14 protein-coding genes are annotated in these 13,312 nt (G+C 71.5%); 5 read left to right on the top strand and 9 right to left on the bottom strand.

Going from position 1 to position 13,312, the window contains the following annotated elements; genetic code table 11:
• Nucleotides 1-64: 64 nt before the first annotated feature.
• The 4 genes from ACFLIM_RS29290 to ACFLIM_RS29275 form a co-directional block, all read right to left on the bottom strand.
• A complete protein-coding gene (locus tag ACFLIM_RS29290; protein ID WP_393170883.1) occupies nt 65-658 on the bottom strand; it encodes a phosphoribosylanthranilate isomerase in 594 nt (197 codons plus the stop codon).
• Between the two features lie 10 nt (nt 659-668).
• Nucleotides 669-1,079, bottom strand: coding sequence for a hypothetical protein (locus tag ACFLIM_RS29285; RefSeq protein WP_393170882.1), 411 nt, complete (start codon nt 1,077-1,079; stop codon nt 669-671).
• Nucleotides 1,080-1,206: 127 nt separating this feature from the next.
• A complete protein-coding gene (locus ACFLIM_RS29280; protein WP_393170881.1) occupies nt 1,207-1,893 on the bottom strand; it encodes a response regulator in 687 nt (228 codons plus the stop codon).
• Nucleotides 1,890-3,482 (bottom strand): sensor histidine kinase, encoded by a 1,593-nt coding sequence (locus tag ACFLIM_RS29275; protein ID WP_393170880.1) that lies wholly within the window; start codon nt 3,480-3,482, stop codon nt 1,890-1,892. The genes ACFLIM_RS29280 and ACFLIM_RS29275 overlap by 4 nt, the downstream gene beginning before the upstream one ends.
• Before the next feature lie 128 nt (nt 3,483-3,610).
• On the opposite strand from ACFLIM_RS29275, the gene ACFLIM_RS29270 reads away from it, so the two are divergent.
• Entirely contained in the window at nt 3,611-4,228 is a 618-nt protein-coding gene (locus ACFLIM_RS29270; protein ID WP_393170878.1) for a class I SAM-dependent methyltransferase, read from the top strand.
• A complete protein-coding gene (locus ACFLIM_RS29265) occupies nt 4,228-5,409 on the top strand; it encodes an acyl-CoA dehydrogenase family protein (protein WP_393170877.1) in 1,182 nt (393 codons plus the stop codon). Before ACFLIM_RS29270 ends, ACFLIM_RS29265 begins: the two co-directional genes overlap by 1 nt.
• 200 nt (nt 5,410-5,609) lie before the next feature.
• Here ACFLIM_RS29265 and ACFLIM_RS29260 read toward each other — a convergent pair whose 3' ends face one another.
• The 5 genes from ACFLIM_RS29260 to ACFLIM_RS29240 form a co-directional block, all read right to left on the bottom strand.
• On the bottom strand, nt 5,610-6,389 hold the full coding sequence (locus tag ACFLIM_RS29260; protein ID WP_393170874.1) for an enoyl-CoA hydratase/isomerase family protein: 780 nt from the start codon (nt 6,387-6,389) through the stop codon (nt 5,610-5,612).
• On the bottom strand, nt 6,386-7,303 hold the full coding sequence (locus tag ACFLIM_RS29255) for an alpha/beta hydrolase (protein ID WP_393170872.1): 918 nt from the start codon (nt 7,301-7,303) through the stop codon (nt 6,386-6,388). The genes ACFLIM_RS29260 and ACFLIM_RS29255 overlap by 4 nt, the downstream gene beginning before the upstream one ends.
• A gap of 9 nt (nt 7,304-7,312) precedes the next feature.
• A complete protein-coding gene (locus ACFLIM_RS29250; protein ID WP_393170870.1) occupies nt 7,313-7,996 on the bottom strand; it encodes a gamma-glutamyl-gamma-aminobutyrate hydrolase family protein in 684 nt (227 codons plus the stop codon).
• A 229-nt stretch (nt 7,997-8,225) separates the two neighbouring features.
• Nucleotides 8,226-8,516 (bottom strand): hypothetical protein, encoded by a 291-nt coding sequence (locus ACFLIM_RS29245; RefSeq protein ID WP_393170868.1) that lies wholly within the window; start codon nt 8,514-8,516, stop codon nt 8,226-8,228.
• Between the two features lie 61 nt (nt 8,517-8,577).
• On the bottom strand, nt 8,578-9,267 hold the full coding sequence (locus tag ACFLIM_RS29240; RefSeq protein ID WP_393170866.1) for a DsbA family oxidoreductase: 690 nt from the start codon (nt 9,265-9,267) through the stop codon (nt 8,578-8,580).
• A gap of 65 nt (nt 9,268-9,332) precedes the next feature.
• Here ACFLIM_RS29240 and ACFLIM_RS29235 point away from each other — a divergent pair, with 65 nt between their 5' ends.
• The 3 genes from ACFLIM_RS29235 to ACFLIM_RS29225 all read left to right on the top strand — a co-directional run bounded on the left by ACFLIM_RS29235 (nt 9,333) and on the right by ACFLIM_RS29225 (nt 13,309).
• The gene (locus ACFLIM_RS29235; protein WP_393170864.1) at nt 9,333-9,692 is read left to right on the top strand and encodes a winged helix-turn-helix transcriptional regulator; all 360 of its coding nucleotides are present in this window, start codon (nt 9,333-9,335) and stop codon (nt 9,690-9,692) included.
• A gap of 464 nt (nt 9,693-10,156) precedes the next feature.
• Nucleotides 10,157-11,275, top strand: a complete 1,119-nt coding sequence (locus ACFLIM_RS29230) for a globin domain-containing protein (RefSeq protein ID WP_393170862.1) — start codon at nt 10,157-10,159, stop codon at nt 11,273-11,275.
• 153 nt (nt 11,276-11,428) lie between these two features.
• Entirely contained in the window at nt 11,429-13,309 is a 1,881-nt protein-coding gene (locus ACFLIM_RS29225; protein ID WP_393170860.1) for a sialidase family protein, read from the top strand.
• Nucleotides 13,310-13,312 lie beyond the last annotated feature (3 nt).

Genomic DNA, 13,312 nt, shown 5'->3' with positions numbered 1-13,312 from the left:
GGCCCCGGTCTGTGCCAGCCGTTTCACCTGCCACGACGCCGCCCCCACCGGCCAACGACCGGGCTCAGGCGCCTCGGCGTACCGTTTCCAGGAAGGCCCTGATGAGGGCCGGGTCCTTCACCCCCGGCGACGTCTCCACGCCGCTGGACACGTCGACTCCCCACGGCTCGGCGGCCGCGACGGCCTCGGTCACGTTGGCCGGGGTGAGGCCGCCCGCCAGCATCCAGCGGCCCGACGGGCGGCCGCGCACGGCCGCCCAGTCCCACGGTTGCCCGGAGCCCGCGTGCGGCGCGTCCACGATGAGCAGGTCCTCGTCGTAGGCGCCGCACCGCAGGTCGGCCTCGGCGTCGACGGCCCTGACCAGGCAGCGGCCGAGGTCCTTGAGCGCGGTGAAGTCGCCGTGCGGGTGCCTGCCGTGCAGCTGGACGCCCCGCACCCCCGACGTCAGCGCCGCCGCGCGCACGGCGTCAGGGTGCTCGCCGCGGAACACCCCGACGGTGAGCACGTGGCCGGGCACCAGCGCGGCCAGCTCCGCCGCCCGCTCGGGCGTCACTCTGCGGGGGCTCCGGGTCATGACGAACCCGATGGCGTCGGCGCCCGCCTCGACGGCGGTGGCCACGTGCTCGGGCTCGCTCAATCCGCAGATCTTCACGTACACACTTCAGACCCTAACGGCGGCGGGCCGCTGCCGGTGACCAGGACCAGATCAGCACCGCGGTGATGAGGCCGAACAGGATCACCCCGTTGGGCACGTGCGCCCCGAGCCACAACCAGGTGAAGTGCTGGGCGGCCCCGACGACGAACAGCCCGACGCTGGCCAGCGCGGGCCAGCCGGCCCCGCGGCCGGGGCGCCAGACGAGGACGGCCAGGACGATCTGCACGAGCGCCACCAGGTGGACGACCATGCCGGCCATGACGTGGGTCTCCAGCAGCGAGTCCGACTCCACCGCCTGTCCGGCGAACGAGGCCGCGACGAGCAGCGCGGCGGCCTGGGCGACGACGGCGATGCGCAGGCTGTAGAGCAGCCCCGCCGAGACCTGGCCGCCGGTTTTCTGGGGCATGACGATGGTTTCCGGCATGATGATCAATGGTCCTTTCGACGACAGACGGTGAAGGACCACATGTTCGTGGCGGGGGACGCGGCCGGTCGTCAGCCTGCGGGATGACCGGCCGGTCCGCCGCGCGGCGGACCGGCCGGCATCGGGTTCAACCGGCGGGGTTGCGGGGCGGGCGGACCGGGCGGAACGAGGCGTCCACGAGGCCGGTGCGGTGGGCGACGACCGCGGCCTGGATGCGGTTGCGCAGGCCCAGTTTGTCCATGGCGGCGGCGATGTGCGTCTTGACCGTGGTGACGCCCACGTGCAGTTCCTCGGCGATCTCGGCGTTGGACAGGCCGGTGCCGACCAGGGCGAGGACCTCCCGTTCGCGTTCGGTCAGCCCGGCGGGCGCCGCGGGTGCCGCGGCCTGCTCCTCGGCCGCCAGGAAACGCTCCACGACCCTGCGCAGCACCGAGGGCGCCAGGAGCTGCTCGCCCGCCGCCGCCCTGCGTACGGCGTCCACCATGCGTTCCGGTTCGTCGTCCTTGACCAGGAAGCCGACGGCCCCGGCGCGCAGGGCGGCGTAGACGTTGGCGTCCTCGGCGAACGTGGTCAGCACCACGACCCTGGCCCCCGGCCGGGCCGCGAGCACCCTTTTGGTCGCCTCGAGGCCGTCCACCCTGGGCATGCGCAGGTCCATGAGGATCACGTCGGGCAGGTGGCGCTCGGCCAGGCGTACCGCCTCGGCGCCGTCCACGGCCTCGCCCACGACCTCCAGATCGCCCGTGGCCTGCAGCAACATCCGCACGCCCGCGCGTACGAGGGCCTGGTCGTCGGCGACCAGGACGCGGATCACGCCGGGTTCCTGGAAGGCAGGCTCGCGGCCAGCAGCCAGCCGCCCTCGCCGTCGGGACCCGCGCTGAGGGTGCCGCCGAGCGCTCGGACCCGTTCGCGCATGCCGGCCAGGCCGCGGCCGGAGGAGGGCAGGCGTTCGATGGCGGTGGGCGGGCGGCCGTTGCGGATCTCCACCGACAGTCCCTCGTCCATGGGGGTGACGGCGACGCGGACTCGGGTGCCGGGGCCTGCGTGTTTGAGCACGTTGGTGAGTCCTTCCTGGACGATGCGGGCGGCGGAGGCGCGGGCGATGAGCGGGGCCTGGTCGGTGGCCGGGTCGAGGTCGAGGTCCACCACGAGGCCGGCGGCGGCCATGCGTTCGGCGGCCTCGCGTACCACGTCGGCGGGGTTGGCCAGCAGGTCGGGCTGCCGCTCGGGGTCGCGCAGCAGGTCGAGCAGGTCGCGCAGGTCCTGCAGCACCTGGTGCCCGGTCTCGCGGATGTCGTTGAGAGCGTCGGCGACGGGGCCGTCGGGGGCGGTGTAACGGGCGGCGCCGGCCCGCAGCACCATGGCGCCGACGTGGTGCGCCACGATGTCGTGCACGTCGCGGGCGATGCGCTCACGCTCGGCGAGCTGGTCGGCCCGCACCTGCGCCAGCGCCGCCCGCGCGGACTCCTCCGAGCGCGCCCGCTCGGCGGCCGCGGCGGCCTGCCGCATGCCGAGGTAGCGGCCGATCGCGATCGGCGTGGCCACCAGCGTCATCAGCACGCCGACGCGGAACGGGGTGACGTCGGTGTCGGCCGCGACGATGGCGATCGAGGTCAGCAGGCAGCCGGTGAGGTACGCGGCCGCGATCCAGGCCCAGGAGACCACGCGCATGGCGAACACCCCGATCGCGATGAGGGTCAGGATCACGCAGGTGTTGACGGCCGCGTCCAGATAGGTGTCGGCGGCGACCAGCAGCACGCCCTGCAGCAGGAAGACCAGCCCGGGCAGCCGCCTGGCGACGCCCAGCGCCAGGCCGCCCAGCACGGCGAGCAGCCCGACGACCCAGACGGGCTGGGTGCTGTCGTGCCAGGAGGTCCAGGTGCCGAGCACGGTGATCGCCACTCCGCCGGCCGCGAGCAGCGCGTCCGGGGTGACGTCGCGCTCGTCCAGCCGCGCCGCCGAGCCGCGCAGGTACGCGCCGACAACGGCGGGGAAGACCGGCAGCAGCACCGAGTAGATCCAGGTGTTCCTGGTCACTGGGATGCCGGGATCGGCGATGTTGATCGCGGTGGCGGCGATCGTGACGACCACGGCGGCGGTCGTGGCCCGCCAGCCCGAGCGGTATCCGGTCACGGCGAGCGCCACGCAGACGAGGATCTGCGCGGTGTTGGAGGTGAAGGACCCGAGCTGGTCGGTGAGGGCGAGGAAGGCGGCCAGGTAGAGGGTGACGGGCACCGGCCAGCGCCGGACGAGCCCCATGGGCAGGCCCACCAGCAGCGCCATCGGGATGTTCATCGCGGCGGGCAGGTATTCGGTGTCGCCCGCGTGCGCCGTCGTCAGCAGGTCCAGGCCCACGCCAGAAGCCGCGAACAGGACATCCAGCGGCACACCACGCCAACGCATGCACATACGCTATCCGTACAGCTTGATGAACCTGATCCTCCGCGCGGAGGACCCCGCCTCCTCCAAGTGGCCGGAGGTTCGCCCGAAGGAGGGAGCGATAGGGGCGATCTTCCCCCTACATTCAAGACATGCCCAATGACACCACTTTGCTCCTCAGCCAGTTCCTGCGTGCTCCCACCGTGATCGGCGCGGTCGCCCCCAGCTCGCGGCGGCTGGCCGCGGCCGTCTGTGCTCCGATCCCCGAACGCGGCGAGCCGACCGTGGTGGAGCTGGGCCCCGGCACGGGCGCGTTCACCGCGGAGATCCAGCAGCGGCTGGACGGGCGCGGCCACCACCTGGCCGTGGAGGTCAACGAGCCGATGGCGCGGCTGCTGGCCGAGCGGTTCCCCGCCGTGGACGTGGCGAACGCCGACGCGGCGCTGCTCAGCGAGCTGCTCGGCGCGCGCGGGTTGCGGCAGGCGGACGTGGTGGTGAGCGGGCTGCCGTGGGCGGCGTTCCCGCACGAGTTGCAGTGTGATCTCCTGCGGGCGGTGACGACGGCGATGAGCCAGGGGGCGGCGTTCACGACGTTCTCCTACATTCACGCCGTCCCGCTCAGCTCGGCCCGGCGCTTCCGCACGCTGCTGGCCGAGCGGTTCGAGGAAGTGGTGCAGGGACGTACGGTGTGGCGCAACGCTCCCCCGGCCTTCGTGTTCCACGCACGCAGACCTCGCCCCTGGGCAGAACGTGATTCTACGATGGTGTGATGGATTTCACCCTTCCCGAGAGCGCCCTGGCCGTGCAGCGTGGCATCGGCGACATCTGCTCCCGTTACGACCTTGACTACTGGCAGCGGTGCGAGACCGAAAAGCGGTGGCCCGAGGAGGTCTGGGCGGAGCTGGCCAAGGGCGGCTGGCTGGGCCTGGCGGTGCCCGAGGAGCACGGTGGGGGCGGTCAGGGGCTGCTGGAGCTGGCGGTCGCGACGGAGACCCTGGCGGCCTCGGGCGCGGCGGGCGGCTCGGCGTTCACGTACGTGCTGACGCCCGGCTTCGGCGCGCTCACGCTGGCCAGGCACGGCACGGCCGAGCAGCGCGCCGAGCTGCTGCCCCGGCTGGCCACGGGCGAGGTGGAGACGTGTTTCGCGCTGACCGAGCCGGACGCCGGGTCCAACTCGCTGGCGATCAGCACGTCGGCCAGGCGTGACGGTGGGGACTACGTCGTCAAGGGGCAGAAGATCTGGATCACCGGCGTGCAGCGGGCCACCTGGATGTTGCTGGTGACCAGGACCGTCCCGGCCGCCCAGGCCCGCCCGCGCACCCACGGGCTGACGGTGTTCCTGGTGAACGTGCCCGAGGCCGTCGCCGCCGGCACGCTCTCCTACCGGCCGATCCCCAAGCTGGGCGCGAACACCACGCCGTCGAACACGGTGTTCATCGACGACCTGCGGGTGCCCGCCTCGAACGTGGTCGGCGAGGTGGACCAGGGCGCGGCCGTGTTGTGGGACATCCTCAACCCGGAGCGGATCCTGCTGGCCGCCTCCGCACTGGGCGGGGCCGAGGTGGCGCTGCGGGTCGGCGTCGGGTACGCGAAGGAACGCGAGGTGTTCGGCCGCCCGATCGGCGCCAACCAGGCGATCGCGTTCCCCTTGGCACAGGTCAAGGCCAAGATCGAGCTGGCCCGCCTGATGATCTACAAGGCCGCCTGGTCCTTCGACCGGCGCCTGCCGTGCGGCACGGAGGCCAACATCGCCAAGCTCACCGCCTCGCAGGCGGCGTGGGAGGCGGCCGACGCCGCGTTCCAGACGCACGGCGGGATGGCGTACTCGCTGGAATATCCGGTGGCCAGGTTGCTGGCCGACGCCAGGATCGGACGGGTCGCACCTGTGACCGAGGAGCTCCTGCTCAACTACCTCGCGACCCAGGTGCTGGGGCTGCCACGCAGCTTCTGACCGCGTCGGGGGGAATGATCGTCTCCTCCCTCCGCTGCCGCGTGGACCGGCCGCCGGGCGTGCCAGAGGGGCCTCTGCTTCGTCCCCCGGAGCAGCGTTCTCGACCTCGGCGAACAAACCCCTGATGGCGGCCCTGGGCCGGCCACATCATGTGACTCTCACCGCCGACTACCCGAGGGCGGGGCAAGCACACCCCGCCCTCACTGGAACGACGGCGGCCGCTTCTCCCTGAGGGCCTGGATGCCCTCGGCCACGTCGGGGCCGGTGAAGCCGAGGAACTCCATGGCCAGCGAGGCGTCGAACGTCGGCCCCGCCAGGCGCAGCCAGTTGTTGAGCGAGTATTTGGTGAGCCTGATCGCCTCCTGGGCGCCCGCGGCGAGCCGGACGGCGATCTCCATGGCCCTGTCGTGCACCTGGTCGTCGTCCACGCACAGGCTGACCAGCCCCATCCGCTCGGCCTGCGCGCCGGTGACGGGCTCGCACAGCAGCAGGTGGTATTTGGCCTTGGCCAGGCCGCACAGCAGCGGCCAGACGATCGCGGCGTGGTCGCCGGCCGCGACGCCGAGCCTGGTGTGCCCGTCGATGATCTTCGCGGTGCGGCCCGCGACGGAGATGTCGGCCAGCAGCGCGACGGCCAGCCCGGCGCCGACGGCGGGGCCCTGGATGGCCGAGACGATCGGCTTGGAGCAGTTGAGCACGTTGTAGACGATGTCTCGGGCCTCGGCGAACACGCGCAGCCTGGTGGCGTGGTCGCGGGTCATCTCCTCGATCATGGACAGGTCGCCGCCGGCCGAGAACGCCTGGCCCTCGCCCCTGACGAGGACGGCCCGGACGCTGCCGTCGCGGTCGGCGTCGCGCCAGACCTCGCCCAGCTCGCGGTGGGCCGTCGTGTCCACGGCGTTGAGCTTGGCCGGCTCGCTGATCGTGATCCGCAGCACGCCTTCGGCGGGGGTGTCGATCTTGAGCTTGTCGTACGTCACAGCGACTCCCGCAGCCGCTCCGCCACGTGGTCGCGGGCTTCGACGGCCTGGTCGAACAGGCCCGGCAGGCCGAAGAAGCCGTGCACGGCGCCGTCGAACCTGCGTGCCTCCACCGGCACGCCCGCCTCCGCCAGGCGGTGCGCGTAGCGCTCGCCCTCGTCTCTGAGCACGTCGCATCCGGCGGTCACGACGGTCGCGGGCGCCAGGCCCGAGACGTCGGGCAGCCGCAGCGGGGACAGCCGGGGATCCGCCGGGTCCACGCCGTCGGCGTACTGCCGGACGAACCACGCCATCTCCGCGGCCTCCAGCCCGAACCCCTTGGCGAACTCCCGGTAGCTGGGCGTGTCCATGGCCGCGTCGAGCACCGGGTAGACGAGCACCTGGTGCGCCAGCCGCAGCCCGGCGTCGCGGGCCTGCCAGGCCGCCGCGGCGGCCAGGTTGCCGCCTGCGCTCTCGCCGACGACCGCCACGCTGCCGGTGCTCTGATAGAAGGCGGGCCGGGCGAAGATGTCGCGCACGACGCTCCACGCGTCGTCGGCGGCGCCGGGGAACGGATGCTCGGGAGCGAGCCGGTAGCCGACGGACACCACCACCGCCCCGGTGCGGATCGCCAGGTCCCGCCCGAGGGCATCGGTGCGCTTGACGCTTCCGTAGACCCACCCGCCGCCGTGGAAGTAGACCACGACCGGCAGCAGGCCGTCGCCCGGGTCGGCGCGGTAGATGCGGATGGGCACGTCCTCGGCCAACTCGTCGCGGACGAAGGGCAGCTTCGTCAGCGGGCCGCGATGGATCGCGACGGCGTCGTCCTGTGCGCGCGTCTCCCGGATCTCGTCCAGGTCGATCGAGTCGAAGTCGGTGTCCTCGTCCGACGCGTAGCGGGCCAGGTAGTCCCGCGCCTGGGGGTGCAGCGGCATGATCGCAGCCTAGCGGGCCGCCTCGATGAACGCATCGAAGAGCCGGTCGTCGGCCCGCTCCGGGTGCCACTGCACGCCGACGCCGAACCTGTGTCCCTGCAGCTCGATGCCCTCGACGATCTGGTCCTCGGCCCAGGCCACGGCCAGCAGGCCGCTGCCGAGCCTGCGTACGGACTGGTGGTGCGGGGCGGTGACCTCGACCCGGTCGCCGACGGCCTTGCCGAGCTTGCTGGTCACGCTGACCTGGATCGTGTGGGCCGCGCCGGGCTCGGCGTGCCGGTCGCTGTCGAGCACCTCGGGCAGCCACGGGATCAGCGTGCCGCCCTGAGCGACGTTGAGCACGTGCATGCCCCTGGCGATGGCCAGGATCGGCACGTCGGCCTTGACCGCGGCCCTGGCCAGGGCCAGCTCGAACCGGTCGCGGTGCGCCTGCGCCTCTGGCACTCTGGCGTCCTGCTCGCCGTTGTAGCTGGCGGCGGCCAGCTCCACGCCGCCGGCCAGGACGACGCCCTGCAGGCCGCGTACGTAGTCCTCGATAGCGTGCAGGCCGAGCGGCGGCAGCACCACGGGCGCGCCCCCTGCCCGTCCGACCGCCTTGGCGTAGGAAGGCGGGGACAGTACGGCCTCCCGCACCCAGTCACTCCAGCGGGCGGCCTCGAAGTAGGCGGTGATACCGATCAGCGGTCGGGTCATGCGATCTCCAGGGGGCAGGGTGGAGTTCGTGCCGCCATCAGCCCCGGTCGAGGTGACGGCCACATGCCCCATCATGGCGCACTCTCTTTCCGATATGTCACCCCTCCCAAAGATCCCCGCCTACCACTTGCCTCCCCCGGCACCGGACTTCCGGCCTTTCGTCCGCTTCGCGCCCTGGAACGAAGATCGCTGGGGATCGGGCCAGGTGAAGCGCGCGGCACCCGGCACCTCAGGGGAGGCGGGAGGTCGTCTCGTTGATCATCTGGGTGAGGATCGAGGCGGTGGCGGGGTGGGTGTCGAGCAGGTCGTCCAGGCGGGCCCGCCACGCCCCCGCCTCCGCGTACAGCGCGTCCGCCTCGGCCTGTAAACGCAGCCGCGTCTCGCACAGCTGGAGCTGGTACATGATCCCGAGGTAGTGGCCGACCGTGTCGCTGAGCCACCAGTAGGCGTCCGTGTTCGCGGCGTAGACGAACGTCCGCGCGCCTTCCCAGGCCACCCGCCTGGGATGCAGGGCTGCCATGGCCGGATGGTACGCCCGCCGCGCCCCGACGGGAACGGCGTCGGGCCAGGACGGAACCGATTCAGCAGGAGCCCTCCACCGCGCACACCCCGTCGCCGGCGGACGGGGCGAGCTCCCGCCAGGCGCGGTCGAGCAGCTGGGCGAAGACCTCCACCGGCTGGGCCCCGGAGACCGCGTAACGCTCGGCGAAGACGAACGTGGGCACGCCCGACACGCCCAGCTCCATGGCGCGCCGCTCGTCGGCCCTGACGGCGTCGGCGAAGTCCCCTCGCTCGAGCATCTCGCGCGTCTGCGACGGGTCGAGACCGCCGTCCGCGGCGATGCCGACCAGGGTGTCCCTGTCCGTCAGGATCGCCCCGTCGGCGGTGTAGGCGCGCATGAGGTGCTCGCGCACCTCCTCGCCCCTGCCCTCGTGGTCGGCGTAGTGCATGAGGCGGTGGGCGTCGAAGCTGTTCACCGCCCGGGCCCGGTCCAGGCGGTAGGTGAGGCCCTCCTTGGCGGCCAGCTCCGTGAGCATCGCCATGCGGCGGTCGGTCTCGGCGCGGGTGCCGCCCAGGTCGCGGTGGCTGCGTTCGGGGAGGGTGAGGACGGGCTCGGTGCCGCCGCCCGGGTCCAGCTCGAAGCTGCGCCACCGCACCCGTACGTCCGCGCGCCGCGAGAAGCCCGCCAGCGCCGTCTCGAACCGGCGCTTGCCGACGTAGCACCACGGGCAGACGAGGTCGGACCAGATGTCCACGGTCAATGTGCTCATGTCCCGTAACGCTACGGGCTACGGCTTACCTTTCGTAAGTACGTACCCTAAAGTAAGCTCCTGGCATGGACATAGAGGACTTCTTCAACTCCGACTGCCCCGGGCGGGAGGTGCTGGACCACATCACCAGCCGGTGGGGCGTGCTCGTGCTGGTGGCGCTCAAGGACGGCCCGCTCCGCTTCCACCAGTTGCGCGACCGGATCGGCGGCATCAGCGAGAAGATGCTCTCGCAGAACCTGCGGGTGCTGGGCCGGGACGGCCTGATCGACCGGTTCGTCGAGCCCACCACGCCGCCGAAGGTGACCTACTCCCTCACACCGCTCGGCCGGCAGGCCGTGGCGCACCTGTGCGGCCTGGTCGAGTGGATCGCCCGTTCGGCGAAGGACATCGCGACGGCCCAGGAGCAGCATGACCTCCGGAGTTGATCCCCAGGTCCTGGCCGCGGCCCAGCCGCGAGCTGGCCGGCGCGTTCGTGGCCGCCTGGGAGCGGGCCGACGTGCCCGCTCGGCGCGGTCAACGTGCTCAGCCTGCGCGACGGGCGGATCACCGAGATCGCGGGATTTCTCGACCCGGGCGTGTTCCGCTGCTTCGACCTTCCCGAAGAGCTGCCGCAATAAAAGCGAATATGACTTATATTCGCATTTGCTGTCCGAAACGAGGTGAACGCCGAACGCGGAGAATCACGACGCGACCACTGATAGTTCTGCTTCGCACCGTATTGGGGGGAAACGGTTGTGACGGGTCATCGGTGGTGTAAGACTCAATTTTGAGCGCATGGGATGAGCCGGGGCCCTCCGTGCGCTCACGACCCGGAACCGTCAGGGAGGTGAACGACAAGGCCGGAATGCCATTCCGGTCATGTTCCGGTCAAAAAAGTGGGGTTGGATACATGTCGTTGAATCCGCGCCTGGTAAAGGAGAGTTTCTCCGTCGTCGAGCCGATGGCCGACCAGGCCACGGCCTATTTCTACGGCCGGTTGTTCGCTGAGAATCCGTACTTGCGAGGAATGTTCCCGCCTGCCATGGACGTGCAGCGGGACCGCCTGTTCAGCGCGTTGACCCGGATCGTGTGGAGCCTGGACAGCCCGGACAGCCTGGCGGCGTTCCTGGGCCAGCTGGGACGGGACCACCGTAAATACGGGGTGCTCGCCGAGCACTACACCGCCGTGGGCAACGCGTTGCTGGCCACGATCCGCCGCTTCGCCGCCGACGTCTGGAACCACGAGATCGAGGCGGCCTGGGTGTCGGCGTACACGGCCGCCGCCAATCTCATGATCGAGTCGGCCGAGTGCGACTCCGGGGTCTCCCCCGCCTGGTGGCTGGCCGAGGTCATCGACCACGAGCAACGCCATCGCGACATCGCGGTGCTCACGTTGCGGCCGACGCAGCGGCTGCCGTACACGCCTGGGCAGTACATCAACGTGCAGACCGCGCGCTGGCCGCGAGTCTGGCGCACGTTCTCGATCGCGAACGCGCCGCGCCCGGACAACACGATCAGGCTGCACGTGCGCTCGGTCCCCGGCGGCTGGGTGTCGACCACCCTGACCAGGCACACCCGCATCGGCGACACGCTGCTGCTGGGGCCGCCGATGGGCACGATGGCGCCGCGCGAGCGCAGCCTGCGCGACGTGCTCTGCGTCGCGGGCGGCACCGGCCTGGCACCGCTGAAGGCGATCATCGAGTTCATCGTCGCCTCCGGCCGCCGCCCCAACATCCACCTGCTGTACGGCGCCCGCTCCGCCGAGGAGCTGTACGACCTGCCCGACCTGATCAGGATGGAGTCGTCGTTCCCCTGGTTGCGGGTGCTGCCGGTGGTGTCGGACCAGCTGTCGTACGACGGGATGCGCGGCTGTCTGCCCGAGGTCACGCAGCGCTTCCACTCCTGGGCCGAGCACGACGTGTACGTGTGCGGCCCGCCCTCCATGGTCAACGAGACGGTACGCCGCCTGCAGATCGACGGCGTGCCCCTGTCACGCATTCACCGGGACATCGTCCAGGGCGAGAGATGACATTTACCGAAATGTCCGCATGAGGTCACGCCTGGGCCTTGGCGGCGGGGCAAGGCGGGCTTACCGTCCAGTTCTCGGGTCCTTCCTGCGAAGGGGTGGAACGGCTGTCGGGGAGAACCCGGCTTCGGTTCCGACCGTCTCTTTGGAGGCAGGATGCGACTCCGGCATGCCCTCACTCTGGTCGCCGCCGGCACTCTCGTGCTCGCGACGACGTCGTTAGCCGGGCCCTCGGCCACCGCCCAGGGCTTCGGCTACCAGGATCTCAAGCCCTGGCAACAGCGCCTGGCCTCAGGCGCCCTCGTCGAGGCGCTGGCCGACCGGTCAGGCGCGGCCCGGCGCGCGCTGACCGGTTCCCGGCCCGCCACCCAGGACTGCGACGCCCGCCGCGGCGACAACGTCAAGGTCAACCAGAACTGCGCCAACCTCACCGACCCCGACCTGCACGGGCGCTCGCAGGCCCAGAACGAGACCTGGATCGCGGCCAACCCGAACAACGCCAAGCAGATCGTGTCCGCCTACAACGACTACCGGCGCGGCGACGGCACCTGCGGCGTGTCGTACTCGGGCGACGGCGGCTCGACCTGGGCCGACGCGACCGTGCCGAACGGCTTCACCCGAGGCACGGCGTTCGGCGGGTTCGCCCGCGAGTACTGGCAGGGCGGCGGCGACCCGTCGATGGACTGGGACAGCCGCGGCAACGCGTACCTGTCGTGCCTGGCCTTCAAGCGCGGCAACGCCGTGACCGGCGACCCCGACCAGTCGAGCGCCATGTACGTCTTCCGCTCCACCGGGACGGGCGGCGCCTCGTTCAACTTCGCCGGGCGGCCGGTGGCCGAGCACGAGGACCTCGCGGGAGCCGGTGACGTGCTGCTGGACAAGCAGCTCATGGCCGTCGACCACTATCCCGCCAGCCCGTTCAGGGACCGCGTGTACGTGACGTGGACCACGTTCGACGCCGACGGGACGGCGTACATCTTCGGGGCGTACTCGGCGGACTACGGCGAGACGTTCAGCGCTCCCGTGCTGGTCAGCGGGAACTCGGCGCTGTGCGCCAACACCTTCGGCATCCCGGCGCCGCGCGGCACGTGCAACGTCAACCAGTTCTCGCACCCCTCGGTCGGGCCGGACGGCGCGCTCTACGTGGTGTGGGCGAACTCCAACACGACGCCGACCGGCGCGGGCGACAACCACCTGCAGATGTTGCTGGCCAAGTCCACGGACGGCGGCGCCACCTACTCCGCGCCGGTCAAGGTGGGCGACTACTTCGAACTGCCCGACTGCGCCACCTACCAGGGCGGGGCCGACCCCGGCCGGGCGTGCGTGCCGGAGAAGGGCACGACCACGAACTCGGTGTTCCGGGCGGCCAACTACCCCTACGTCAACGTGAACCCGAAGAACCCGGCGCAGGTGACGGTGGCCTACGGGTCGTTCGTCGGCCGCAACTCCCGCGAGTCCTCCGGCTGCGTGCCCGCCGGGTTCACCGGGCCGCTGGGCAACCCGCTGTACCAGGGGGTGAAGGGCGGCTGCAACAACGACATCGTGGTCTCCGAGTCCACGAACGGGGGCGCCAGTTTCGCCGGGACCGCCGCCGACGTGCGTACCCTGCCGTCCGTCACCGACCGGCCGGGGCAGCGGACCACCGACCAGTTCTGGCACGGCGCCGACTACACGCCGGCGGGCAAGTACGTGGTCGCCTACTACGACCGCCAGTACGGCGACGACGCCAGGACCGGCTTCTCCGACGTCTCGCTGTCCACGCGTTCCGGGGGCGGGTTCCAGACGCAGCGGGTGACCTCGTCGAGCATGCCGCCGCCCACCCAGTTCGGCGGGCTGTTCTACGGCGACTACATCCAGGTGTCGGCCACCGCCACCAGCGCGTACCCGGCCTGGGCGGACACCCGCGCGGCCGCCCTGTTCCCGTGCCCGGGGACGGGGGTGCCCGGCGTGCCGCCGAAGAGCTGCACGGCGTCCCTGCCGCAGGCCGACCCGGCCAACGAGCAGGAGATCTTCACGGCGAAGACGTCCGTCTTCTGATCA

Origin of the sequence: Nonomuraea marmarensis (assembly GCF_043197025.1) — a bacterium.
In the GTDB taxonomy this organism is placed as follows: domain Bacteria; phylum Actinomycetota; class Actinomycetes; order Streptosporangiales; family Streptosporangiaceae; genus Nonomuraea; species Nonomuraea marmarensis.
Note: the sequence above shows the minus strand (reverse complement) of the source record. Positions and strands in the feature narration are given on the sequence as shown.

What these genes read in the sequence shown, in the direction of transcription:
- ACFLIM_RS29285 (WP_393170882.1), bottom strand. Translation starts at nt 1,079, where the DNA reads ATGCCGGAAACCATCGTCATGCCCCAGAAAACCGGCGGCCAGGTCTCG.
- ACFLIM_RS29275 (WP_393170880.1), bottom strand. Translation starts at nt 3,482, where the DNA reads ATGCGTTGGCGTGGTGTGCCGCTGGATGTCCTGTTCGCGGCTTCTGGC.
- ACFLIM_RS29270 (WP_393170878.1), top strand. Translation starts at nt 3,611, where the DNA reads ATGCCCAATGACACCACTTTGCTCCTCAGCCAGTTCCTGCGTGCTCCC.
- ACFLIM_RS29265 (WP_393170877.1), top strand. Translation starts at nt 4,228, where the DNA reads ATGGATTTCACCCTTCCCGAGAGCGCCCTGGCCGTGCAGCGTGGCATC.
- ACFLIM_RS29255 (WP_393170872.1), bottom strand. Translation starts at nt 7,303, where the DNA reads ATGCCGCTGCACCCCCAGGCGCGGGACTACCTGGCCCGCTACGCGTCG.
- ACFLIM_RS29250 (WP_393170870.1), bottom strand. Translation starts at nt 7,996, where the DNA reads ATGACCCGACCGCTGATCGGTATCACCGCCTACTTCGAGGCCGCCCGC.
- ACFLIM_RS29245 (WP_393170868.1), bottom strand. Translation starts at nt 8,516, where the DNA reads ATGGCAGCCCTGCATCCCAGGCGGGTGGCCTGGGAAGGCGCGCGGACG.
- ACFLIM_RS29240 (WP_393170866.1), bottom strand. Translation starts at nt 9,267, where the DNA reads ATGAGCACATTGACCGTGGACATCTGGTCCGACCTCGTCTGCCCGTGG.
- ACFLIM_RS29235 (WP_393170864.1), top strand. Translation starts at nt 9,333, where the DNA reads ATGGACATAGAGGACTTCTTCAACTCCGACTGCCCCGGGCGGGAGGTG.
- ACFLIM_RS29230 (WP_393170862.1), top strand. Translation starts at nt 10,157, where the DNA reads ATGTCGTTGAATCCGCGCCTGGTAAAGGAGAGTTTCTCCGTCGTCGAG.
- ACFLIM_RS29225 (WP_393170860.1), top strand. Translation starts at nt 11,429, where the DNA reads ATGCGACTCCGGCATGCCCTCACTCTGGTCGCCGCCGGCACTCTCGTG.